The following is a 21719-nucleotide window of genomic DNA, read 5'->3' as shown; positions in this document are numbered from 1 at the left end:
GGTCACTCACCGCCCCGCATCCGGCGCACGAGCGAGAAGTTGACCAGCGCGAACACGGCCGAGCACAGGAACAGCAACCACGCGATGGCCGCCGCGTATCCGGCGTCGAACTCGCCGAACCCCTTTTCGTACAGGTACATGGCGAGGGTCTGGAACTGCCGGTCGGCGCCGCCCGTCCCGTTGACGCCGGTGTCGTCGAGCAGCTGTGGCTCGGCGAACAGCTGCAACCCGCCGATCGTCGAGACGACGACGGTGAAGGCGATGGTCGGCCGGATCGCGGGCACGGTGATGGACCAGAAGGTCCGCCAGCGCGAGGCACCGTCGAGCATCGCGGCGTCGTAGCGTTCCTGCGGCACGGATTGCATGGCCGCGAGGTAGAGGAGCGCGTTGTAGCCGGTCCAGCGCCACATCACCATCGTACTCACCGCGACGTGCGAGGCGAACCGGTCCGAACGCCAGTCCACCGGATCGAGCCCCACCAGGCCCAGCGCCCAGTTGACGACGCCGTAGTCCTCGGCGAACAGCTGGCTGAACACCAGCGCCACCGCGACCACCGAGACGACGTTGGGCAACAGCACACTCGCCCGCCACAGGGTCCGCGCCCGCAGGGGACGGTCGAGGAGCGCCGCGAGACCGAGCGCGGCCAGCAGTTGCGGGACCGTCGAAAGGACGAAGATGCTGACGGTATTGAAGAGCGCGTTGTAGAAATACGGATCCTGAAGCAGGACGGCGAAGTTGCCGAGGCCGGCGAACCCGGTGTCACCGTTGACCAGATGCCAATGGTGCAGCGCCACCCAGGCCGTATAGAGCAACGGGAAAAGACCGAACACGCCGAAGAGGACGTAGAACGGCGCTGTCATCAGATATCCGGCGAGCCGCTCGCCCGTACGCTTCAAACGATGATCACCTTGACGCCTGCCCGGCTGATGTCGTCGATCTCCCGGGGTTCGGCCCCGCTGTCGGTGATCAGGGTGTCGACGTCGCAAAGGCCCCCGAACCGGGCGAAATGGTCGTCGCCGATCTTCGTGTGATCCGCCAGCAGCACCGTCCGCCGGGCGGACGCGATGGCCGCGCGCTTCACCATCGCCTCGGCGGCGTCCGGGGTGGTGATCCCCCGCTCGACGGAAAGACCGTTGGTACCGAGGAAAGCGACATCGACGTACGTGTCCTTGAGTGCGTCGAGCGCCCAGCCGTCGACCGCCGCCATGGTGTGGCCGCGCAGCCGTCCCCCGACCAGCATCAGCGTGACGCCGGGCCGGTTGGCGAGCGTGAACGCGTTCGGCAGCGAAGGCGTGACCACGGTCAGCCCGCGATCGGCGGGGACGAGGTTCGCCAGCCGGGCCACCGTGGTGCCCGAGTCCAGCAGGATCGCGCCCCCGTCGGGGATCTGCTCCAGCGCCGCGGCGGCGATGCGGTCCTTTTCCGCGCTCATCACCGCGTCGCGGGCGTCGAGCCCCGGCTCGATGCCCAGCCGCTCGACGGGGATCGCGCCGCCGTGCACCCGTCGCACCACTCCGCTGCGCTCCAGCGCCGTCAGGTCACGGCGGACGGTCTCGCTGGTGATCTCGAAGGCCGCCGCGAGCGTCGCCACGTCGACCCGGCCGTTCTGCCGGGCCTGCTTGAGGATGGCGCGCTGCCGCTCTTCGGCGTACAACGATCACCTCCTGCCTGGCGGATGAGCGGTCATGGCGACAATAGTTGGTTTCTCCCCGGTCCGACAACGGAACCCCTCACCGGACCACGACGCTCTGTCCATTGAGGACACAGCGGGCGCGGCGTTTTGGTCGGCAGTTGCCCGAAACTACGACAGGACTGCCCGTTTGGCCCGCAGGAAAGCCCGTTCCGTGTCGTTGGTGGCCAAGGCGATCGCCTCGTCGTAGGCCGCGACGGCGTCCGAGGTCCGGCCGAGGCGGGACAGCAGGTTCGCCCGTGTGGCGGGCAGATGGTGATACCCGGGCAGGTCCAGTCCCTCGATCGCGGCCAGTGCAGCCGCCGGGCCGTGCACCTCGGCGACGGCGACCGCGCGGTTGAGCGCGACGACCGGCGTCGGGGTGAGCCGCCACAGCTGGTCGTAGAGCGCCAGCACCTGTGTCCAGTCGGTCGACTCGCCGTCCGTGTGCACGGCGTTGATCGCGGCCTGCACCTGGTATGGGCCAGGACGGCCGAGGCGCAGGCATCGCCGCACCAGTTCGTGGCCCTCGGCGATCAGTTCCCGGTTCCACGACGACCGGTCCTGCTCCGCGAGCACCACCAGCTCACCGGAAGGCCCCACCCGCGCGGGGCGCCGGGCTTCGGTGAGCAGGAGCAGTGCCAGCAGCCCGATCACCTCCGGCTCGTCGGGCATCAGATCGGCGAGCGCCCTCGTCAGGCGCACCGCCTCCACGCACAGGTCCGTCCGCAGCAGGTCGCCCGACGTGGACGCGTACCCCTCGTTGAAGATCAGGTAGAGCACGGTGAGCACGGAGTCCAGCCGATCCGGCAGTTCACCGCTCCCCGGCACCCGGTACGGGATGCCCGCGTCGCGGATCTTCTTCTTGGCGCGGACGATCCGCTGGGCCACGGTCGGTTCCGGGACGAGGTACGCCCGCGCGATCTCCCCCACCTCCAGCCCGCCGATCAGGCGCAGGGTGAGCGCGGTCCGCGCGAGCGGTGAAAGCGCCGGATGGCAACAGGTGAAGATCATGCGGAGCTGGTCGTCGCGGACCGGTCCCACCTCCCGCGGCTCGTCCTGGGAGTGCAGGAGCAGCGCCTGGGCGTGCCGGGCCTCGCGGGAGGATTCCCGGCGAAGGCGGTCGATCGCGCGGTTGCGAGCGGCGGTCACGATCCACGCGCCCGGATTGGGCGGCGTCTCCGCCCACTTCTCCACCGCCGTCGCGAACGCGTCCTGAACCGCCTCTTCGGCGAGCGAGATGTCGCCGAGGAGGCGGGTCAGGGTGGCCACACATCGGCCGTACTCCGCCCGGTAGATCCCGTCGAGATCCATCGGCGTCACCGAGACGGGTCGCCGAACGGCCGCACTTCGATCGGCTGCCCGCAGGCGAGCGCGCATTTCTCGGCCCAGGCCAGCGCCTGATCGAGGTCGTCGACCTGGATCACCCAGAACCCGCCGAGCTGTTCCTTCGTCTCGGCGAACGGCCCGTCGGTGATCGTGGTCTTGCCGCCTTCGGGACGGACGACCGTGGAGACGTCCGAGTGCTCCAGGCCGCCCACGAAGACCCAGGACCCGGCGGCCTTCATCTCGTCGGTGACCTTGCCCGTCCTGGCGAGCATCGCCAGGAACTCTTCTTCGGGCGCGTCCCGTTCGCTCTCGTCGAGCTGGACGGCGAGCAGGTACTGCCTCATGTCGGACCCCTTCGACGGCTCAGGAGATCATTCCACGGTGACGGACTTCGCGAGGTTACGCGGCTTGTCGATGTCGTGACCGAGGATCAGCGCCGCGTGGTAGGCCAGCAGCTGCAGCGGGATGGTGAGCAGGATCGGGTCGAGTTCCGGCTCCGATCGCGGGACCACGAACCGCGGCACGTCGAGATCGCCGAAGTCCACGTCGTCGTGGGTGATCGCCAGCACCTGCCCCTTGCGCGCCTTGATCTGCTGCATCGCGGCCAGGTTGCGGTCGGCGAGATCGTCGGACGGCACGATCGCGACCGTCGGCAGTTCCTCGTCGATCAGCGCGAGCGGGCCGTGCTTGAGCTCCGAGGTCTGGTAGGCCTCCGCGTGCCGGTACGAGATCTCCTTGAACTTCTGCGCGCCCTCCCGCGCCACCGGGAAACCGCGGACCCGGCCGATGAAGAACAGGCTCCGCGCGTCCGCGCAGATCTTGGCGTGCTCGGCGATCCGGGCCTCCGCCTCGACGATGGCCGCGACCTGCTTCGGCAGCGCGCGGAGTGCCGCGACGATGCGCTGTCCGTCCGCGTTGGACAGATCGCGGACGCGGCCCAGCGCCAGCGCGATCATCGCGAACCCGACGGCCATGTTGGTGAGCGCCTTGGTCGACGCGACGGCGATCTCCGGGCCGGCGTGCAGGTACAGGCCACCGTCGCAGGCCCGCGCGATCGTCGATCCCACGACGTTCACGAGGCCGACCACCCGGCCGCCCTTGCGCTTGACCTCTTCGACGGCGAACGCGGTGTCCGCCGTCTCGCCGGACTGGCTGACCGCGATGTAGAGGGTGTCCGCTTCGATGATGGGGTTGCGGTAACGGAACTCGGACGCGGCCTCCGCGTCGGCCGGGACCCGCGCCAGGTCCTCGATCATGGTGGCACCGATCTGGCCCGCGTAGTACGCCGAACCGCAGCCGAGGATCTTCACCCTCGCGAAGCCGCGCAGATCACGGGGAGTCAGGTTCAGACCGTCCAAACGGGACACTCCGAACCGGTCGTCCAGCCGTCCGCGGATCATCCGCTCCAGGCATTCCGGCTGCTCCTGGATCTCCTTGTACATGTAGTGCCGGTACCCGCCGAGGTCGAGGTCGTCGGCCTGGATGTCGATCGCCGTCGCTGCCTTGCCGGTGTCACTCTCGTCGACGGTGAAGGTGCGGTAGCCGGTGGCCGAGACGCTGGCGAACTCGCCGTCGTCGAGGTGCACCACCTGCGAGGTGTGCCGGACCAGCGCGGACAGGTCGCTGGCCACGAACATCTCCCGGTCGCCGACGCCGATGATCAGCGGCGAACCGTTCCGCGCGACCACGACCCGGTCGGGGTGCCCGGTGTCGGTCACGGCGATGGCGTAAGTACCGGTGACGCGGGAGACGGCCTCGACGACCGCGTCTTCCAGTGTCTTGGCGCTCGACCGCGCGATCAGGTGGGCGAGCACCTCGGTGTCGGTCTCGGACGACAGCGTCACCCCGGCCTGGGTGAGCTGCTCGCGCAGCGCGTCGGCGTTGTCGATGATCCCGTTGTGCACCACGGAGATCCGGCCGTCCTCGGAGACGTGCGGATGGGCGTTCGCCTCGGTCGCCGGGCCGTGCGTCGCCCACCTCGTATGCCCGATGCCGACCTTGCCCGCGAGCCGCTTGGGCAGCGCGGCCGTCAGATTCCGCACCCGCCCCACGATCCGGTGCACCTGGGCGCCTTTACCGCCCAGGACGGAGATCCCGGCCGAGTCGTAGCCGCGGTACTCCAGCCGCGTCAGCCCCTCGATCAGGATCGGGGCGGCGTTCTGGCCGCCGATGTAGCCGACGATTCCGCACATGACGAGTCAACCTCACAAAAGAAAACGGACGGGCGTGTTCCGTCAGCCGTAGACGATGCGGCGCAGTTGCCGCTCGGACAGGTCGGGAGGCGCGACGAGACGACGGCTCAGCTCGCCGGCGATACGGGGGAAGATCTCCGGGTTCTTCCTGCCCTCGGCCTGCAACCGGGCATGCCGCTCCCGGACGTACTGCTCGACCGGCTGCCGGTAGAACGCCAGGACGTCCTCGACGACACGGGCGGCGATGGCCGTCGACAGACCCGTCGACAAGGCCACCTGCTCGACGATGTCCGCGTCCTCCACGGAGCCCATCATGCACATCGGGTTATCGAAACGCCAGTTCTTGCCCGAAATCGGGCAAGAACTGGCGAGTCACACACCCCGTGCTTAGTCGACTGAAGGCGGCGGTGGGATGCCCGGCCAGTCCGTGAAGGCCTCCTTCACTACCCTGAGGGTAGGAAACTCGACCCTCACCCCTTGCCGCCCGCGAGACCGAAGTCCCGCAGTCAGTCGACCGAATGCGCGGCGATCAGCGGCCCCGGATGGCCTTCACCAGCCCGGCGGCCAGTTCTGCCCGTTCCACCATCGACTCGACCAGCAGGTACTCGTGATCGGCGTGCGCGCCACCGCCGACGGCGCCGAGCCCGTCGAGGGTCGGGACGCCGATCGCGGCCGTGAGGTTGCCGTCGCTCCCGCCGCCGACGGCCACCCCGGCGACTCCGGGCAGCAGCCGTCGCGCGACGGCGAAGAGGTCCGCGGCCGCCGACTCGGGCATCGGCGGCCGGTGGATCCCGCCCCGCACCACGAGTTCCGCCCCTCGCAGGCGCGGGGTGAGCGCGGCGAACCCGGCTTCGACGCGCTCCTTCTCCTCGGCGGACTCGACCCGCACGTCGACCACGACGGTCGCGGACGCGGGCACGACGTTGCTCGCCGTTCCCGCCGAGGCGACCGTCGGGGTGACGCTCGTCCCGGCCTCGGGCCGGTCGAGCGCGGCGATCGCCAGCACCTGATGCGCGGCTTCGGTCAGCGCGTTGACCCCGGCCGCGGGCTCGAGGCCGGCGTGCGACGCCCGGCCGGTGACGATGACCTCGAACGTGCCACAGCCCTTGCGGCCGATCTTGAGGCCGCCGCCGTCGGCCGCTCCTTCGAACACGAGCACCGCGCCGCACGCGCGGGCGCGCTCCTCGATGAGCGCGCGGGATTCGTGCGAGCCCGTCTCCTCGTCGGCCGTCACCAGGATCTCGACCCCGGTCCTGTCGCCGAGCGCGGCCAGGCCGTGGATAGCCTGCACCAGCCCGCCGAGCATGTCGAACACCCCGGGTCCGGTCACCCGGCCACCGGTCACCGCGAACGGTCGGCGAGCCAGCGTGCCGACCGGGAACACGGTGTCGTGGTGCCCGAGGATCAGCACGCGCGGTTCGCCGCCGCCGGACCACCGGACGTGCGGTCCCGCCGCGCTCTCCACCAGGCTCGCCGTTCCACCGAGTCGAGCCTCGACGAGGGCGGCGACCGCCTCTGCCGACGCCGTCAAAGCCTCGATGTCCCCCGAAGGCGACTCGATCTCGACGAGGGTCCTGAGGTCTTCGATCATCGCGTCGACAGTCATGCCGATACTTTCGCGCAGGGGAGAACGCCGTCGCGCATAGGATCGGGATCATGCTCGAAAACCTGCTCGCGCCGGAGACCAGAGCCGATCCGTATCCGTTCTACCGCCAGGTCTTCGCCCGCGGTCCGGTGTTCGAGGCCGCCGACCGGTTCTTCGTGGTCAGCGGGTTCGAAGAGGCATCGGCGCTGCTGAAGAACCCCGCGTTCGGGCACTCGGAGCCCGAGGTACTGCCGGATCCGCACGAGAACGAGCCGGTCGACGAGCAGGGCCGGGTGATCCGGTCGTTCCTCGCGCTCGACCCGCCCGATCACACGCGGCTGCGGCGGCTGGTCTCCAAGGCGTTCACGCCGAGGATGGTCGAGCAGCTCGCCCCGAGGATCGAAGAACTGGCGAAAGAACTGGTGTCGAAAGCGCTCGAAATGGGCGAATTCGAGCTGATGACCGAGATCGCGAAACCGTTGCCGGTCGTGGTCATCAGCGAGCTGCTCGGGGTACCGCTGGCCGACCGCGAGCGTTTCGAAGGCTGGTCGCACGCCATGGGGCGCGCGCTCGACCCCTCTTTCCTGATCGCGAAGGAGACCGTCGCCGCGGCCGTCGCCGCCCGGCGTGAATTCGTCGCCTACTTCCGCGAGCTGGCGAAGGAGCGGCGGAAGCGGCCGACCGGCGACCTGTTCTCCGATCTGGTGTCGGTGTCCGACGAGGGCGACCGGCTCAGCGAAGGCGAACTGGTGATCACCGCGATGCTCCTGCTGGTCGCCGGGCACGAAACGACGACCAACCTGATCGGCAACGGGGTCCTCGCGTTGCTGAACCATCCGGGCCGGCACCGGGAACTGGCCGAAGACCGCTCGAAGATCCCGAACGCGGTCGAGGAGATGCTCCGGTACGACTCTCCCGTCCAGCTGACCACGCGGCTCGCGCTGCGGGACGCGACCGTCGGCGGCCAGTCCGTCGGCGAAGGCGCACAGACGGTCGTGCTGCTGGGAGCGGCCAACCGCGACCCGCGCGCGCACGAGGACCCGGACCGCTTCGACGTCGGCCGTCCCTCGCCGAGACATCTCGCGCTGGGGCAAGGCATCCATTTCTGCCTCGGCGCCCCGCTGGCGCGACTGGAGGGCCGCACCCTGTTCGAGGCGCTGCTCGGCGCCGGCCGCGCCTTCCACCGGACCGCGGATCCGGTCTGGGTGAAGCAAGTGACGCTGCGCGGCCTCGAAAGCCTGCGGCTCGAATTCGCCTGACGGGTCAGGACTTGGGTGTCGCGAGTGTGGTGGGCCGGGTGCGGCCTCGCAGGGTGACGTCCTCCGTCGCCCTCCAGTGCGCGGCCTCGCCCTCGGCCGCCGACTCGATCGCCGTCCACGAAGCGAGCAACCGGGCTTCGACGTTCTTTGCCAGTTCGGTCAGCCGGGCTGCTTCGTTGACCGGGTCGCCGATCACCGTGTACTCGAACCGCCGCGGGTCGCCGACGTTCCCCGCGACCACCTCACCCGTCGCCACGCCGATCCCCGCCGGGCATTCGGGTACCTCCGCCGCCAGCCTGCGCGAAATCGCCCGGCCCGCGGACAGCGCGAGGGTCGCGTGGTCCTCCAGCCGAACAGGTGCGCCGAAGATCGCCAGCGCGGCGTCACCGACGAACTTGTTGACCAGCCCGTGGTTGCGGTCGACCTCGTCGACCACCACCGCGAAGAACCGGTTGAGCAGGCCGACGACCTCTTCGGGCGGACGGCTGGCGGCCAGCGCCGTCGAACCGATCAGGTCGACGAACAGCACCGACACCGTCCGCACCGTGCCGCCGAGTTCGGTCGACGTGCGCATCGCCTCGCTCGCTACGTCCTCGCCGACGTGCCTGCCGAACAGGTCGCGCAAGCGTTCGCGTTCGGCGAGACCGACGGCCATCCCGTTGAAACCCGCTTGCAGCAGACCGAGTTCGGTGCCGTCGTAGACCGGGATCTCCACGGCGAAGTCACCGGCCCGGACCCGGCCCAGCGCGTGCTGCACCGACCGGATCGGGTTCACCACGGCGCGGGCGGTGAACACCGTCACCAGGAGACCGAAGACCAGCACGACGAGGCCGAGCGCGATGACCGAGATGGCGAGCTTCGTGGTCGACACGTCGCCGCGCACCCACGCCAGCACCGCCGTGACCACCAGCCCGGCCACCGGCACCCCGGTGCCGAGGCACCAGAACAGCAGCATCCGCAGGTTGACCCCGCCGCTGAGCGGCCGGTCCGGCGAGGTGCCCGCGAGGGCGAGGGCCGCGTACGGCCGCAGGATGAACTCCCCGGCCAGGTAGGCGATCGCGCAGACGACGATCCCCGCGAACGCGACCACGAGCAGTTCGGTGAGCACGACCCGCGGCTGTACCAGCGCGGCCAGCACGCCGAACACCACGGTCGCGATACCCCACAACACCGCCTGGACCAGCGTCAGGCGCAACGGGACGCGGAGGCTGGCCGCGCGCTCCTCGTCGCTCGGCGTCCGGCCGTCGGCGGCCCAGCGCAGTGTCCGCAGCGCGCCGCGGGTGCCCCACAGCGCGCCCACGACGACGGCGGAGACCACGTAGACGGGGACCGCGATCGCGGTCACGCGGACGAGGTCGCCGGACATACCGGGCGCGGGCATGAGCAGCGCCGCCAGCCCGACAACGACCAGCGCGCCGATGACGTTGGTCGCGATCAGCGTCCCGGTGAGCAGCCCTTGGACGCGGCGACGCAACACGGCCGAATCCTGGTCGAGCGGGCCGAGCAGCCAAGAGCCGAACGGCCCCTGCCCTCGGCCCCGAACAGAGGAGTCGTTGTCTGGTCGCACCCGTGTCCCGCCGTTCACCCGGTTTGAGTGAACGACTGTACACCGAAGCGGGTGCGGTTGTCAGCGGACGGTGCCGGAGCCGATCAGCGTGGTGGCGTCGAGTTCGGTCACGCCTTCGGCCAGCAACGAATCGAGGTAGCGCTCACGTACCTGCTCGACGACGCCGGGTTCGAGGTCGTCAAGCAGTCCGCGGAATCCGGAGCCGATGACGACCAGCCACGCGATCTCCGGTGTCATGGCCAGCCGCAGCTCGTTCACCACGACGTCCACATCGGACAGACGCCGCCCGGAAAGCCATTCGGAGTAGGGGCCGGCTTCGTTGATGCGGTCGATCAAGCCCGGCTCACGCTCCGGCGGCGCGGAATCGGTCACCGCCGCCACCGCGCGGCCGAGGTGGCGGCCGGCCGTCACCATGGACCCACGGCGCCAGATCGTGAACACGGCCCGGCCGCCGGACCGGGCCCGGCCGATCAGCCGCTCGGTGCCGTCCGTCATGTCGGGAAAGAAGAAGATGCCGAGCGCGGATTGCACGACGTCGTAATCGCCGGTGTCCCACGCCGTCGCGTCGGCCTCGTGCGCGCGCAACTGCGGCAGCTCGGCCGAAAGGCGGCGCAGTTCGCCGATCATCGGCCCCGAAAGATCGATCGCGTCCACCACGCCACCGGCACCGACAGCACGCGCCGCGGGAATCGCCGACGCTCCGGTGCCGCAGCAGGCGTCGAGGATGCGGTCTCCTTCAGCGATTCCGGCGGCCGCCACCGTGGCGGCGCCGATCGGTTCCCAGAGATGCCTGCCGAGCGCGGCGAAATCGGCGGCGGCCGCGTCGAAGGCCCGCTGGGTTCCCACTTTGCGAGAAGACATGCCGCGACGATAGCCGTTTCGCGGCCCGTGCGAACCCGGCTGCGACGGACGGAGGCCGCGGAACCGTCCGTCCAGTGGGCGAATCGCGCACCGTTCCGGCCCTAGCGTGGCCGGTATGAGGAAAACGTTGCTCGCGCTGCTCGGCGCGGCCGCCATGATGGGCACGATCGCCACCCCCGCAGCGGCGAGTGTCCAGGAGACCAGGGAATTCGTCGGGCACGGGTCGAGCGACTTCGGCCTCGCGCTCTTCTACGCCCGCCACGACGCCAGGACCCAGGCGGAGCGGGCCGGGTTCACCGACTGCGAGGAGTACTTCAAGCTGGTCATCTCGCCCTACACGGCGACGGTCTTCTCGCGCTGCACGCGCTGAGACCTCGTGAGTGGCGAGGACGGTTCTAACCGTCCTTGCCACTCACGAGTTCTTTCGCGCCGGCGACCGCCGCCGTGCCCGCGCCCTTCGCGCTCGCGGCCAGGAACGTCGTCCAGTCGAAGTAGTCGCGCCACAGCACGATCGGCCCGTCGACGGCGATGTGGCGGGTGCGTGCCTCGAACCCGCTGCCGTAGCAGGCCATGGTGCGCAACTGCTTCTCCACCGCCGAAAGGCCGAAAGGCCGGGGCTGCGGGACGTTCTGATAGACGATGTCGATCGCCACGAAGCCGAGCGCCCGATCGATGTCGAACTCTTCGAGGGCCTGAAGGAACCGGTCACCACTGTCTTCGGATCCGTCATGCCCGCCAAGGCTGATCCGATTTTGAACCGCCGGAAGGTCACAGCCGTATCACAGGACGGAGGGACCGCTTTTCCCCTGACTACGGAGGTATCCATGCGACGGCGACTGCCGATGGCCCTGTTCGGGCTGGTCGTCTGGGTGCTCGCGGGCTGCTCGACGGCCACGGGCGCCGCACCGGCGACACCCGGCGCCAACCAGGCCGACATCACCTTCTCCCAGCAGATGGTCCCGCACCATCAGCAGTCGATCCAGGTCGCGAACCTCGCCTCGGAACGGTCGGCCTCGGAGTATGTGAAGGCCACCGCCGCCAAGATCGTCAAGGCCGAGTCGGCAGAGGTCCGGACGATGACCGGCTGGCTGCAATCCTGGAACGCGGCCGTCCTCCCCGCGGCGGGCCACGCCGGGCACGCGATGCCGGGGATGATCACCGAAGGGCAAGTCGCCTCACTGCAGAACCTGTCCGGCGCCGAGTTCGACAAGGTGTGGCTCCCGCTGATGGCCGAGCATCTGCGCAACGGCGTCGCGATGGCGAAGACCGTGCTGTCTGCGGGCGAGCACGCCGAGACCAGGGCGCTCGCGCGGGAGATCGTGGAGAACCAGACGGCGGCGATCGACGAGATCACCGCGCAGCTTTCCTGACCCCCTGAAGACTCCGGAAGGCCCTCCGGTATTGTTCTCGGCGGTGGCGTGTCCGAGCGGCCGAAGGAGCACGACTCGAAATCGTGTGACGGTTAATACCCGTCCGTGGGTTCAAATCCCACCGCCACCGCAGCGAAGAGCCGGTCTCCACGGAGACCGGCTCTTCTGCGTCCGGGACTACTTGTTGAACTTGTCCTTGAGGTCCTGCACGCCGCCTTCCGCACGGTCACGCAGGTCGTGCCCGGCCTCCTTGACCTGGCCTTCGGTCTGGTCCGCCCGGCCGGAGTTCGCGAGGTCCTGGTTGTCGGTCTTCTCGCCGAGCTTCTCCTTGGCGGCGCCGATGGCCTGTTCGGCCTTGTCCTTCGCCTTGTCGAAAACGCTCATGGCGGATGTTCCTCCTTCGACCGCGGCCGCCGTTTGCGGCCGCCTGCTTCCGGATTACCCGGGCCACGGGATCCGACACATCTGTCACCCGGTGCGGTTACCCCGTCGCCCGTGGAAGAACTCTTCGAGCAGGGCCGCGCATTCGGCCTCCAGCACGCCGCCGACGACCTCCGCGCGGTGACTGAGCCGACGATCGCGGACGACGTCCCACAGCGACCCCACGGCCCCGGTCTTGGGTTCCCAAGCGCCGAAGACGACCTTCGCGACCCGGGCCATCACGAGCGCGCCGGCGCACATCGTGCACGGCTCCAGCGTCACCGCGAGCGTGCAGCCTTCGAGCCGCCAGCCGTCGCCGTAGCTCTCGGACGCGGCCCGCAGCGCGAGGATCTCCGCGTGCGCCGTCGGATCGCCGAGTTCTTCACGGGCGTTGCGCGCGGAAGCGAGAGGGGTCCCGTCCGGCGACAGGACGACGGCGCCGATCGGCACGTCGTCGCCCGCACCTCGCGCCGCCGCGATCGCCGCCCGGACGGCGGCGATGTCGGCGGCGGAGGCGGCGGGGCTCAGATCTCGTCCAGGATCTTGGTGAACTCGGCGGCGAATCCGCACCGCTGCGCGACCATCTGGAGTTGTTCGTCCGGATAGAGGTCGACCTCGCCGACGATCACCTGCAGTTCGGCCCCGGGGAGTCCGAGGTCGGACAGGATCTCCAGGTCGCCTTCCGGCCAGACCGCGTCGTCGTCCTCGTCCGGGGGATCGACTCTCAGCACGTCGAGGACGTCCGCGGCGATGTCGTAGTCGAGCGCCGCGGCGGCGTCGGACAACAGCAACGAGGGGCCTCTGGGGCTCGGCCGGACGATCACGAAGAACTCGTCGTCGACCGCCAGCAGCCCGAACGCGGCACCGGTGGAACGCAGTTTCCCGAGCTCGGTGATCGCAGCGTCGAGTTCGGCGAGCGCCCCCGGATCAAGAGAGCTGCACCGCCACCGACCGTCCTCCCGCACCACGGCCACCGCGAACCCCGTGATCGGCTCTTGCACCGCCATGCGCACACCGTATTCCGCCCGCATTCGGAACGCACGCACGGTGCGCCCGAAGCGCCGCATGCGCCACTATCGAGACATGACCGGACCCACCGACCTGCCCACTCTCCCCGACGCCCGCTTCGCCGGATTGCTGGCGGAGGCCCGCGCGCTCCAGACGAAAACCGTAGAGCTCCGCCGGGAGATCCACCGGAATCCGGAGATCGGGCTCCACCTGCCGAAAACCCAGTCCTCGATCAAAGCGGCCCTCGACGGCCTGCCGCTCGAGATCATCGAGGGCAAATCGACCACTTCGCTGACAGCCGTCCTCCGCGGCGCGAAACCGGGCCCGGCGATCCTGCTCCGCGGCGACATGGACGCGCTGCCGCTGCACGAGGACACCGGCCTCGACTTCGCCTCCGAGGACGACGGCGCGATGCACGCCTGCGGGCACGACACCCACGTCGCGATGCTCGCGTCGGCGGCGCGGCTGCTCAGCGAGCACGTCGACGAGCTGGCCGGGTCGGTGGTGTTCATGTTCCAGCCCGGCGAGGAGGGCGAGCACGGCGCGCGCCACATGATCCACGAGGGTGTGCTCGACGCCTCGGGCGAACGCGTCGAGAAGGCGTTCGGCCTGCACATCTTCACCCAGGTCGCGTCGGGCATCGTGCAGACGCGGCCGGGGCCGATCATGGCGTCGGCGAACAGCTTCCACGTCACCGTCACCGGCAGGGGCGGGCACGGCTCGGCGCCGCACCAGGCGATCGACCCGGTGCCGGCGGCGGCCGCGATGGTGAGCGCGCTGCAGACGATGGTGACCCGCAAGGTCAGCGTGTTCGAGCCCGCGGTGGTCTCGGTCACCCGGATCGAGGCCGGGACGACGACGAACATCATCCCCGAAACGGCGTTCCTGGAGGGCACGATCCGCACGCTGTCCGAGCGGACGCAGGCGTTCGTCCGCGAGGAGCTGCCGAAGGTGTGCGAGGCGGTCGGCGCGGCGCACGGCGTCCGCGTGAGCGCCGAAGTCCTCCCCGGCTATCCGGTCACGGTGAACGACCCCCAGGTCGCGGCGCGGGTGCTGGACCTGGCGGCCGAGGTCCTCGGCGCCCGCAACTCCGAGGTCATGGAGAACCCGGTGATGGGCGCGGAGGACTTCTCCTACGTCCTGCAGCGGATTCCGGGCGCCTTCGCGTTCCTCGGCGCCTGCCCGCCCGACGCCGACCTGGCCACGGTCGAGGCGAACCACTCGAACCGGGTGGTCTTCGACGAGGACGCGATGGCCAACGGCGTCGCGATGTACGCCGCGTTCGCGCTGGACGCCCTTCGCTAGCCATTAGACAACAGCGTTGATTTAATGGGTGCCATGAGCGATGACACCCTGGCCGTCCTGACCGCGCAAGGGCGAGCCGATCCGCCGCGGCATCGAGCACATCCAGCGGCTCGTGTTCCGGATCCTGGCCATGATCATGTGGGCCGCCCCGGTCGGCGCGTTCGGCGCGATCGCCGCGGTGGTCGGTGAAACCGGCTGGGGCGCGCTGCGCAGCCTCGCCGTCATCATGATCGGCTTCTACCTGACCTGCCTGGTGTTCGTGTTCGGTGTGCTCGGCTCGGTGCTGTGGCTCGGCGCGCGGATCAACATCTTCACCCTGCTGCGTTATCTCGGCCGCGAGTTCCTGCTGATCCTGTCGACGTCGTCTTCGGAGTCGGCACTGCCGCGGCTGATCGCGAAGATGGAGCATCTCGGGGTGTCCAAACCGGTCGTCGGCATCACCGTGCCCACCGGCTACTCGTTCAACCTCGACGGCACGGCCATCTACCTGACGATGGCGACGCTGTTCATCGCCAGCGCGCAGGACCAGCCGCTGGGCGTCGGCGAGCAGATCTCCTTGCTGCTGTTCATGATCATCGCGTCGAAGGGCGCGGCGGGCGTGAGCGGCGCCGGGATCGCCACCCTCGCGGGCGGTCTCCAGTCGCACCGGCCGGAACTGGTCGACGGCGTCGGGTTCATCCTCGGCATCGACCGGTTCATGTCCGAGGCCCGCGCGCTGACCAACTTCGCGGGCAACGCCGTCGCGACCGTCCTGGTCGGAACCTGGACCAAGGAGTTCGACCGGGATCAGGCCAACCGGGTCTTCAGCGGCCAGGCACCGTTCGACGAAGCCACCCTGATCGACGATCACGTCTCGGATCCCCACGAGGACAGTGACGGAGACAGGGAGAAGGCCGTGGCACGCGTGTAGCACGGCAAGAACGAAGCCGCGGTGCGAGACGACGTCGTGCATCTCCCGCGCGAGGCGGGCACGCTCTTCCGCGCGGACGGCGTCGGCGTGGAAGCGGCGCTCGCGGTCGCGGCTGGCGGCGAGTTCGGTGAGCTTCTGCGAAATCTCGGTNGCCTCCTTCCCTACCTTCAGGGTAGGCAAGGAGGCCTTCACGGACCTGCGACCAACTGCCATCACATCCAGTAGGTACCTAAGGCACCCTTGGCTCTAACCGTCCTCACCACTCACGACGCGGGAAAGCTCGGCGGTGCCGTCGAAAAGCGCGCGCGAGCGCGCCGTGATCCCGGCGTCCCTGGCGGCGAGCGCGGACGCGACGTCCTCCAGCCGCCGAGAGCGCCGCAGTTCCGGCATCAAGGCACGAAGCGGCGCGACGCGGTAACCGGCCAGCCGTAGCTGCTGCACGATCCGCGCGTCCCGCACCTGGGAAGGCGTGTACCGCCGCGATCCCCGCTGATCGCGGCCGGGGACGACGAGCCGTTCCGTGTCCCAGTGCCGCAGCGTCGACGGGCGCACGCCGAGCGCCGACGCGAGCTCGGAGACGCTCATCGAGTCCGACCCGCGCACGTCTTCGATCGGTTCGCGGGAGATCACCCGGACCGCTTCCCTGGCCTCCCGGAGATCCGCGCGTTCGGCGTCGAGCCCGGCGTGGGCGGCGTCGAGGAGCGCGAGCACGTCGGGGAGCGGATCCCGGTGCACGGCGCGGACGATCTTCTTGGCCTCGACCGGCCCCACCCCGGCGGCGAGCGCGCGGTAGGCCAGCGCGGACCGGAAATGGATCTCGCCGTAGCTCCGGTAGCCCGAGGCCGTCCGCGACGCCGCCGGGAGCACGCCGTCGCGTTCGAGGTTGCGCACCTGCTGGACGGAGTACCCCGCCAGGCGCGCGACCTCGGCCGTGCGCATCGATTTGAGACTTGGCATCTGCACTCCGTCGAAAGCCCGCTCGAACCCTCCACAAGCACTTTAATGCCACGCTTGAGCACATGACCATCGAAGAGATCATCGGCCTCGTATCGGGCCTCGACGGCGTCCTGACCCTCACTCCCGGCCCTGGCGACGAATGGCCGGAACTCAGCTGGGGCGACGCGTTCTTCTATTACTCGCCCGACGGTGTCGTCCCGACGAACGTCCAGCCCTTCGCGACGATCGTGACCAAGAACTACCCCGGCGACGAGAGCTCGCGGCTGGACCGCCCGCACACGTTCCGCGTGAACGTCCACGCCGGCAAGGAGGAGTTCACCCGGCGGCTCGGCCACACCCCCAAGGAGACGACCCCGGCCGACGCCTCCGGCACCGACACCCTGATCGCCCACCCCGTGTACGGGACCGCGGGCTGGGTGGCGGTGGTGAACCCGGCGTCGAAGACCGAAACGGCCGTCCGCGAACTGCTGGAAACCGCGTACCGGCTGGCTCGGGCCCGTTACGAACGACGGGCGGATTCCTCTCGCGGCTAGCGGAGCGAATATCGTTGGGCGGTGGGCCGGAACCTTCAACCCCGTGAGCGGCTCAGGCCGGTCGACCTGGCGCGCGAGCACGGCCTGTCCACGCAAGCCGTCCGCAATTACGAGGCGGACGGCATCCTGCCCGCCGCCGAACGCGGTCCGCAGGGCTATCGCACCTACACGCCACTGCACGCGCGAGCCTTGCGCGCGTTCCTCGCCCTCGTGCCAGGGCACGGCCACGCGACGGCGACGGCGATCATGCGGGCGGTCAACCAGGACGCGGTCGAGGAGGCTCTCCGGCTCATCGACGAAAGCCACGCCCAGTTGCTCGACGATCGCCGCACCCTTCAGGCCGTCGCGGCCGCGCTCCGCGATCTCGAGCCCGTGGCGCAGGAGCGGGGCGAGATGTTCGTCGGCCCGCTGGCCCGGAAGCTCGGCGTCCGGCCCGCCACCCTGCGCGAATGGGAACGAGCGGGTCTTCTGCGGCCCGAACGCGACCCGAAGACCGGCTATCGCGTCTACAGCGCGGCCGACGTGCGCGACGCGAAACTGACCCATCAGCTCAGACGCGGCGGCTATCTCCTGGAGCGGATCGCGCCGGTGCTCGACCAGGTCCGTTCGGCAGGCGGGGTCGTTCCGCTGGAGTCGACGCTGCGCGACTGGCACTCGCGTCTCTCGGCCAGGGGCCGCGCCCTGCTCTCCGGCGCCGCCGCGCTGGAGAGCTATCTCGACCATACCTGCGCGCACTGACACTTTTGCGCCAATGACACCTCCGCGCAATTGAATACGCGGGCATTCCACGTTTTCCGCATACGAAAGTAGGTCCGTGATCACGGATCCTACTTTCGGCGCTACGGCATGCCGTACGGGCGCTCGTACTGTGCGTGACGTCGAGATGAACCGCCCGGTCCCCTGCGCTTTCCGAACATATTCCGGCGGTTCGTCGTTCCCTCCTTATCGAAGGAAATTCGCATGCGAATTCGCGGACCCGTCATGCTCACCCTGCTGAGTGTCTGTGCCGGAATCGGCGCGCTCGCCGTGCCGGCGACCGCCGCGCCGGTCACCGCCTACGACCAGACGATGCTCGAAACCCTCGCCGCCCAGCTCAAGGTCAGCCCGCTTCAGGCCGCCCAGAAGCTGGACCACGAAAAGAACCTGATCGCGTCGCTGGACAGCATCAGAACACGCGGCCTCCACACGGACGGCGCGTACTTCGACGACGCCGGCGCCCTCGTGGTGAACGCCGACGCCGGCGCCGCCAAGGAGCTCCGCTCGGCCGGGCTGACCCCGCGCACCGGCGCCCGCGGCGAGAACGCGCTGAACGCCCTGTCCGCCAGGGTCGGCACGGTGATCGGCAAGGACGTCGGGCAGGTCCAGTCCTGGGGTCCGGAACTCGCGGCCGACCAGGTCGTCGTCACCGTGCAGCCGGGCGCCGACAGCGCCCTCGTCCGCCGTCTCACGGCGCTGCCGGGCGTGTCGGTCCAGACCGGTGTCGCCAACGGGAACACCACGCAGGCCGACGTCATCCCCGGCCAGATCATGGACCTCGTCCCCGGCACCAACTGCTCGCTCGGCTTCCCCGGCACCACCAGCAGCGGCAACAACGTGCTGCTCACCGCCGGACACTGCGTCGAAGGCAACCCGGACATCCTCAACCGCAACGGCGTCCACATCGGCCGCGGCGTCGCCACCCAGTTCCCGTCGGCCGACATGGGCCTGATGGACATCGACGCCGAGGACACCGGCCGCGGCTACGTGGACACCCGCATGGGCACCACGGTGCGGATCACCGGCAGCTCGAAGGCACCGGTCGGCACCACGCTGTGCAAGGCGGGCAACACCACCGGCTGGACCTGCGGCAAGATCACCGCGTACAACCAGACCGTCCGCTACAGCGGCGAAAGCGTCGCCACCACCGGGCTGGCGAAGTCGACCGTCTGCACCGAGGGCGGTGACAGCGGCGGCGCCTACATCGCGGGCAACACCGCCCAGGGCATGACCTCCGGCGGCCCCGCCGACGGTCACGACTGCGGCTGGAACCAGGGCTCCAACGCCACGGGTTCGTACTCCTACTACCAGCCCGTCGTGGACGCGGCGAACAAGTACGGGGTCACACTGACCCGTTCCTGACGAACGACGCGCGATGACCGGGGAGCGACCGCTCCCCGGTCATCGTCGTCTACCGGGAACTGAGGATCTGCTCGCGCAGGATGTCCGCGTGGCCGCCGTGCTGAGCGAGCTCGCGCAGCACGTGCAGGTAGACCCAGCGCAGCGGAAGCGGGCCGCGCCGGTTCCCGTGGAGCAGGTCGTCCAGGTCGAGGGCGGCCGCCGCCTTCCGCGACGCCTCGCAGGCCTCGCGATACGCCTGCCGCACCGTGGCGATCGTGTCCTCCTCGTCGAGGATGAACGACTCGTCGGGCGTGGCGGGGAGGCCGATCTCGGTACGCGGGCGGCAGGTGACGGCTTCGTCGAACCACACCTTCTCCACGAAGGTCGCGTGCTTCACCAACCCGAGCAAGGTCGTCCGGGAGGGGACGAGCGACCGGCGGGCCTCCTCCTCGGTCAGCCCTTCCAGCGACTCGTCGAGAACACGACGGTGCTCGTCGAGGAAGACCTCGAACTGCTCGCGGAACGGGTGGTCGAGGACTTCCAGCGTGGACATGGGGGAAGCATCGCAAAGATCGCCGATCCCGGGCAACCACGTTGTCCTACTTCAGGAAGCCGACCAGTTCGGCGCTCACGAACTCCGGATTCTCCTCGGCGAGCCAATGTCCCGCCCTCGGCACCTCGACGGCGCGAGCCAGGTCGGCGACGCGAGGCGCGAGCGTGGCCTTTTGCGGTTCGAGCAGACCTTCGGCGGTCATCAGCAGGGTGGGAGTCGTGATGGGCTTCGCGCCGGCGTTCGCGGTCGCGTCCTGCCCGAGCGTGCGGTAGAGCTCGAAACCGCCGTGCAGGACCTCCGGCCTCGCGTAGGTGCGGGCGTACTCGTCGATCTCGGCGTCGTCGAACGGCGACGGCGCCCCTGGTCCGCCGAAAGCCGTCCCCGAGTAGGCGACCTGCGGGTAGAACAGGGACAGGTACTCGCGGACGTCGTCACCGACGACGGCTTCGGGAACGGTCTTCTGCGAGTGGAAGGCGATGTGCCAGCTCAGGTTCCGGTAGGCCGTCGCGTCGAGCGCGGGGCCTGGCAACGGCAGATCGAGGTACGCGAGTTTGGTGAGATCGCCGGGGAACTGCGCCGCGTACTGGAAGGCGACCGCGGCACCGAGATCGTGCCCGGCGATCCGGACGTCGCGCAGGCCGAGCCGTCCGGCGACGAGGCCGTGCACATAGCTGGCAAGGGTGGCCTTGTCGTAGCTGGGCGGCGAGCCCGCGCTGTCGCCGAGGCCCGGCAGGTCGAGGGCGTACACCGTGAAATGCTCGGCCAGCGCGGGCATGACCCGGTGCCAGCCGTACCAGGTCTGCGGCCAGCCGTGCAGCAGGACGAGCGGGGCGCCCTTGCCACCGGTGACGTAGTGCATCTTCACCCCGTCGACGTCGGCGAACTCGTGCCGGAACTGCCGCGCGAACGCCGCGTCGCCGCGGGTGACGTTCTCGTGGGGCGGGGCGGCGGCCGGGGGCGAACCGCAGGCCGTCAGCAGGACGAGGGCCGCGACGAACGCGGCGGATCGGTGGAACATGGGGGATCTCCGTTTCAGCGCCCGGTGGCGCCATCGATCAGTTCGCGCAGGATGTCGGCGTGTCCCGCATGCCGTGCGGTTTCTTCGATCAAGTGGGTCAGCGTCCAGCGCCGTGATCCCCGGCGGGGTCCGGTCGCGGCGAGGTCGTCCCAGGACGCGATCTCGGCGTTCGCCTCGGCGACGGTTTCCCGGTAGGCGGCGAGAATCGACGCCGTCGTGTCGTCCGGACCCGGCTGGAACGTCGCCTTCCAGTCGGTGACGCGGTGGCCGAGCAGCCAGTGGCGTTCGACGTGGGTCAGGTGTTTGACCAGGCCCAGCAGACTCGTGCCGGACGGCACGCCGGGAGCGCGGGCCCGGTCCTCCGGCACCCCTTCGGCCTTGGCCAAGACAGCGGCGCAGAGATAGTCGAGGAACCCGGCGAGGACGTCCTTCTCCCCGGCACCCGTAGCAGGCGGCCCTGCGTCGCGTTTACGGCTCATCGCCCGGCCCGCCGGAGCACCAGGACGTGGTCGATGACGGTCGCGGTCCGGCCCGCCGGGCCGGTGGCCAGGCGCTCCGCCGCCTCCGCGCGGTCGATCGACCAGTCCATCGGGTCGAGCTCCAGTCCGGCCGCCACCTCGCCGGGAGTGGGGTACCCGGCGTCCTGGTCCCACGACCAGGGCGCGGCGGAGCCGTGGTCGACCACGACCAGCCGCCCGCCGGGATTCACCGAGCCCGCGGCGGTGCGCAGGACGCGGGCCCTGTCCAGTTCGAACGGTGTGTGGAAGTACTGCGCCGACACCAGGTCGAAGGCGCCGTCAGGGAAATCGTCGGCGAGATCGACGCGGAGCGCTGTGATCGGCGCGCCGCGTGCCTGGAGCGAGCGCACGGCCGCTCCGGAGATGTCCACCGCGGTCACTCGCCACCCTCGCGCGGCCAGCCACAACGCGTCTCCCCCGCCACCGCAGCCGAGGTCGAGCGCGGTGCCCGGGGCCAGCGGGCCCGCGATCTCGGCCAGTCTCGCGTTCACCTTCGGCGTTCCAATGGCTCGCCGCTCGTGGAGTTCGTCCCAGAATTCCGTCGCGTTCATGACCGCCACCCTCGCCC

24 protein-coding genes, 1 tRNA gene and 3 pseudogenes are annotated in these 21719 nt (G+C 69.8%); 9 read left to right on the top strand and 19 right to left on the bottom strand.

Features of this window, described 5'->3' with window-relative positions; translation table 11 throughout:
• Positions 1-2: 2 nt before the first annotated feature.
• The 7 genes from LCL61_RS19670 to LCL61_RS19640 form a co-directional block, all read right to left on the bottom strand.
• Positions 3-896: a sugar ABC transporter permease gene (locus LCL61_RS19670; RefSeq protein WP_340688188.1), complete on the bottom strand. Its 894-nt coding sequence runs from the start codon at positions 894-896 to the stop codon at positions 3-5.
• Positions 893-1654, bottom strand: coding sequence for a DeoR/GlpR family DNA-binding transcription regulator (locus LCL61_RS19665; RefSeq protein WP_340688187.1), 762 nt, complete (start codon positions 1652-1654; stop codon positions 893-895). Before LCL61_RS19665 ends, LCL61_RS19670 begins: the two co-directional genes overlap by 4 nt.
• A 147-nt stretch (positions 1655-1801) precedes the next feature.
• On the bottom strand, positions 1802-2983 hold the full coding sequence (locus tag LCL61_RS19660) for an RNA polymerase sigma factor (protein WP_340688186.1): 1182 nt from the start codon (positions 2981-2983) through the stop codon (positions 1802-1804).
• A gap of 5 nt (positions 2984-2988) precedes the next feature.
• Positions 2989-3342, bottom strand: a complete 354-nt coding sequence (locus tag LCL61_RS19655; protein WP_340688185.1) for a YciI family protein — start codon at positions 3340-3342, stop codon at positions 2989-2991.
• Between the two features lie 27 nt (positions 3343-3369).
• Positions 3370-5190: a glutamine--fructose-6-phosphate transaminase (isomerizing) gene (glmS, locus tag LCL61_RS19650; RefSeq protein WP_340688184.1), complete on the bottom strand. Its 1821-nt coding sequence runs from the start codon at positions 5188-5190 to the stop codon at positions 3370-3372.
• 42 nt (positions 5191-5232) lie between these two features.
• Complete coding sequence (locus LCL61_RS19645) at positions 5233-5505, bottom strand: hypothetical protein (RefSeq protein ID WP_034324749.1); 273 nt, start codon at positions 5503-5505, stop codon at positions 5233-5235.
• A gap of 214 nt (positions 5506-5719) precedes the next feature.
• Positions 5720-6796: a M20 family metallopeptidase gene (locus LCL61_RS19640; RefSeq protein WP_340688183.1), complete on the bottom strand. Its 1077-nt coding sequence runs from the start codon at positions 6794-6796 to the stop codon at positions 5720-5722.
• 50 nt (positions 6797-6846) lie between these two features.
• On the opposite strand from LCL61_RS19640, the gene LCL61_RS19635 reads away from it, so the two are divergent.
• Positions 6847-8034 carry a cytochrome P450 gene (locus tag LCL61_RS19635; RefSeq protein WP_340688182.1) on the top strand — a complete coding sequence of 396 codons (1188 nt, stop codon included), beginning with the start codon at positions 6847-6849 and terminating at the stop codon, positions 8032-8034.
• Between the two features lie 4 nt (positions 8035-8038).
• Here LCL61_RS19635 and LCL61_RS19630 read toward each other — a convergent pair whose 3' ends face one another.
• Complete coding sequence (locus LCL61_RS19630) at positions 8039-9601, bottom strand: adenylate/guanylate cyclase domain-containing protein (protein WP_340688181.1); 1563 nt, start codon at positions 9599-9601, stop codon at positions 8039-8041.
• Between the two features lie 60 nt (positions 9602-9661).
• A complete protein-coding gene (locus tag LCL61_RS19625; protein ID WP_340688180.1) occupies positions 9662-10462 on the bottom strand; it encodes a class I SAM-dependent methyltransferase in 801 nt (266 codons plus the stop codon).
• 115 nt (positions 10463-10577) lie between these two features.
• Here LCL61_RS19625 and LCL61_RS19620 point away from each other — a divergent pair, with 115 nt between their 5' ends.
• Positions 10578-10832, top strand: a complete 255-nt coding sequence (locus LCL61_RS19620) for a hypothetical protein (protein WP_340688179.1) — start codon at positions 10578-10580, stop codon at positions 10830-10832.
• Positions 10833-10857: 25 nt separating this feature from the next.
• Here the strand turns inward: LCL61_RS19620 and LCL61_RS19615 are convergent, their stop codons facing one another.
• Entirely contained in the window at positions 10858-11115 is a 258-nt protein-coding gene (locus tag LCL61_RS19615) for a hypothetical protein (protein WP_340688178.1), read from the bottom strand.
• Positions 11116-11286: 171 nt separating this feature from the next.
• Between LCL61_RS19615 and LCL61_RS19610 the strand changes: the two genes are divergently transcribed.
• Both LCL61_RS19610 and LCL61_RS19605 read left to right on the top strand, forming a co-directional pair.
• The gene (locus LCL61_RS19610) at positions 11287-11832 is read left to right on the top strand and encodes a DUF305 domain-containing protein (RefSeq protein ID WP_340688177.1); all 546 of its coding nucleotides are present in this window, start codon (positions 11287-11289) and stop codon (positions 11830-11832) included.
• Positions 11833-11874: 42 nt separating this feature from the next.
• A tRNA-Ser gene (locus LCL61_RS19605) sits at positions 11875-11962 on the top strand.
• A gap of 47 nt (positions 11963-12009) precedes the next feature.
• Here the strand turns inward: LCL61_RS19605 and LCL61_RS19600 are convergent.
• The 3 genes from LCL61_RS19600 to LCL61_RS19590 form a co-directional block, all read right to left on the bottom strand.
• Positions 12010-12216: a CsbD family protein gene (locus LCL61_RS19600; RefSeq protein ID WP_007035155.1), complete on the bottom strand. Its 207-nt coding sequence runs from the start codon at positions 12214-12216 to the stop codon at positions 12010-12012.
• An 84-nt stretch (positions 12217-12300) separates the two neighbouring features.
• On the bottom strand, positions 12301-12702 hold the full coding sequence (locus tag LCL61_RS19595; RefSeq protein ID WP_340688629.1) for a nucleoside deaminase: 402 nt from the start codon (positions 12700-12702) through the stop codon (positions 12301-12303).
• 74 nt (positions 12703-12776) lie between these two features.
• A complete protein-coding gene (locus LCL61_RS19590; RefSeq protein WP_200865852.1) occupies positions 12777-13259 on the bottom strand; it encodes a tRNA adenosine deaminase-associated protein in 483 nt (160 codons plus the stop codon).
• A 76-nt stretch (positions 13260-13335) separates the two neighbouring features.
• Between LCL61_RS19590 and LCL61_RS19585 the strand changes: the two genes are divergently transcribed.
• Positions 13336-14565, top strand: a complete 1230-nt coding sequence (locus tag LCL61_RS19585; RefSeq protein ID WP_340688176.1) for a M20 family metallopeptidase — start codon at positions 13336-13338, stop codon at positions 14563-14565.
• 67 nt (positions 14566-14632) lie between these two features.
• Positions 14633-15475 (top strand): annotated as a pseudogene (locus LCL61_RS19580) (cation:dicarboxylate symporter family transporter); the annotation flags it as partial.
• Here LCL61_RS19580 and LCL61_RS19575 read toward each other — a convergent pair.
• Positions 15476-15625: pseudogene (locus tag LCL61_RS19575) on the bottom strand (histidine kinase); the annotation flags it as partial.
• 96 nt (positions 15626-15721) lie between these two features.
• Positions 15722-16432, bottom strand: a complete 711-nt coding sequence (locus LCL61_RS19570) for a MerR family transcriptional regulator (RefSeq protein ID WP_340688175.1) — start codon at positions 16430-16432, stop codon at positions 15722-15724.
• A 62-nt stretch (positions 16433-16494) separates the two neighbouring features.
• On the opposite strand from LCL61_RS19570, the gene LCL61_RS19565 reads away from it, so the two are divergent.
• From LCL61_RS19565 to LCL61_RS19555, 3 genes and pseudogenes are all read left to right on the top strand, one after another.
• Entirely contained in the window at positions 16495-16965 is a 471-nt protein-coding gene (locus LCL61_RS19565; RefSeq protein ID WP_340688174.1) for a DUF6194 family protein, read from the top strand.
• A gap of 21 nt (positions 16966-16986) precedes the next feature.
• A pseudogene (locus LCL61_RS19560) lies at positions 16987-17737 on the top strand (TioE family transcriptional regulator).
• 188 nt (positions 17738-17925) lie between these two features.
• Complete coding sequence (locus LCL61_RS19555) at positions 17926-19083, top strand: S1 family peptidase (protein ID WP_340688172.1); 1158 nt, start codon at positions 17926-17928, stop codon at positions 19081-19083.
• A gap of 49 nt (positions 19084-19132) precedes the next feature.
• Here LCL61_RS19555 and LCL61_RS19550 read toward each other — a convergent pair whose 3' ends face one another.
• Genes LCL61_RS19550 through LCL61_RS19535 form a run of 4 tightly spaced genes read right to left on the bottom strand, consistent with a single transcriptional unit; the run spans position 19133 to position 21702 of the window.
• On the bottom strand, positions 19133-19615 hold the full coding sequence (locus tag LCL61_RS19550) for a DinB family protein (RefSeq protein WP_340688171.1): 483 nt from the start codon (positions 19613-19615) through the stop codon (positions 19133-19135).
• A gap of 46 nt (positions 19616-19661) precedes the next feature.
• Positions 19662-20633 carry an alpha/beta fold hydrolase gene (locus tag LCL61_RS19545; protein ID WP_340688170.1) on the bottom strand — a complete coding sequence of 324 codons (972 nt, stop codon included), beginning with the start codon at positions 20631-20633 and terminating at the stop codon, positions 19662-19664.
• A gap of 14 nt (positions 20634-20647) precedes the next feature.
• A complete protein-coding gene (locus LCL61_RS19540; protein WP_340688169.1) occupies positions 20648-21112 on the bottom strand; it encodes a DinB family protein in 465 nt (154 codons plus the stop codon).
• The gene (locus LCL61_RS19535) at positions 21109-21702 is read right to left on the bottom strand and encodes a class I SAM-dependent methyltransferase (protein ID WP_340688168.1); all 594 of its coding nucleotides are present in this window, start codon (positions 21700-21702) and stop codon (positions 21109-21111) included. Before LCL61_RS19535 ends, LCL61_RS19540 begins: the two co-directional genes overlap by 4 nt.
• Between the last annotated feature and the right edge of the window lie 17 nt (positions 21703-21719).

Source organism: Amycolatopsis coloradensis, assembly GCF_037997115.1.
In the GTDB taxonomy this organism is placed as follows: Bacteria; Actinomycetota; Actinomycetes; order Mycobacteriales; family Pseudonocardiaceae; genus Amycolatopsis; species Amycolatopsis coloradensis_A.
This window is presented reverse-complemented; position numbering and strand designations above follow the sequence as displayed.

Bases quoted from the DNA above. Each gene is read 5' to 3' on its own strand.
- LCL61_RS19660 (WP_340688186.1), bottom strand. From the start codon at position 2,983: ATGGATCTCGACGGGATCTACCGGGCGGAGTACGGCCGATGTGTGGCC.
- LCL61_RS19655 (WP_340688185.1), bottom strand. From the start codon at position 3,342: ATGAGGCAGTACCTGCTCGCCGTCCAGCTCGACGAGAGCGAACGGGAC.
- glmS (WP_340688184.1), bottom strand. From the start codon at position 5,190: ATGTGCGGAATCGTCGGCTACATCGGCGGCCAGAACGCCGCCCCGATC.
- LCL61_RS19645 (WP_034324749.1), bottom strand. From the start codon at position 5,505: ATGATGGGCTCCGTGGAGGACGCGGACATCGTCGAGCAGGTGGCCTTG.
- LCL61_RS19640 (WP_340688183.1), bottom strand. From the start codon at position 6,796: ATGACTGTCGACGCGATGATCGAAGACCTCAGGACCCTCGTCGAGATC.
- LCL61_RS19635 (WP_340688182.1), top strand. From the start codon at position 6,847: ATGCTCGAAAACCTGCTCGCGCCGGAGACCAGAGCCGATCCGTATCCG.
- LCL61_RS19625 (WP_340688180.1), bottom strand. From the start codon at position 10,462: ATGTCTTCTCGCAAAGTGGGAACCCAGCGGGCCTTCGACGCGGCCGCC.
- LCL61_RS19620 (WP_340688179.1), top strand. From the start codon at position 10,578: ATGAGGAAAACGTTGCTCGCGCTGCTCGGCGCGGCCGCCATGATGGGC.
- LCL61_RS19610 (WP_340688177.1), top strand. From the start codon at position 11,287: ATGCGACGGCGACTGCCGATGGCCCTGTTCGGGCTGGTCGTCTGGGTG.
- LCL61_RS19600 (WP_007035155.1), bottom strand. From the start codon at position 12,216: ATGAGCGTTTTCGACAAGGCGAAGGACAAGGCCGAACAGGCCATCGGC.
- LCL61_RS19590 (WP_200865852.1), bottom strand. From the start codon at position 13,259: ATGGCGGTGCAAGAGCCGATCACGGGGTTCGCGGTGGCCGTGGTGCGG.
- LCL61_RS19585 (WP_340688176.1), top strand. From the start codon at position 13,336: ATGACCGGACCCACCGACCTGCCCACTCTCCCCGACGCCCGCTTCGCC.
- LCL61_RS19570 (WP_340688175.1), bottom strand. From the start codon at position 16,432: ATGCCAAGTCTCAAATCGATGCGCACGGCCGAGGTCGCGCGCCTGGCG.
- LCL61_RS19565 (WP_340688174.1), top strand. From the start codon at position 16,495: ATGACCATCGAAGAGATCATCGGCCTCGTATCGGGCCTCGACGGCGTC.
- LCL61_RS19555 (WP_340688172.1), top strand. From the start codon at position 17,926: ATGCGAATTCGCGGACCCGTCATGCTCACCCTGCTGAGTGTCTGTGCC.
- LCL61_RS19550 (WP_340688171.1), bottom strand. From the start codon at position 19,615: ATGTCCACGCTGGAAGTCCTCGACCACCCGTTCCGCGAGCAGTTCGAG.
- LCL61_RS19545 (WP_340688170.1), bottom strand. From the start codon at position 20,633: ATGTTCCACCGATCCGCCGCGTTCGTCGCGGCCCTCGTCCTGCTGACG.
- LCL61_RS19540 (WP_340688169.1), bottom strand. From the start codon at position 21,112: ATGAGCCGTAAACGCGACGCAGGGCCGCCTGCTACGGGTGCCGGGGAG.
- LCL61_RS19535 (WP_340688168.1), bottom strand. From the start codon at position 21,702: ATGAACGCGACGGAATTCTGGGACGAACTCCACGAGCGGCGAGCCATT.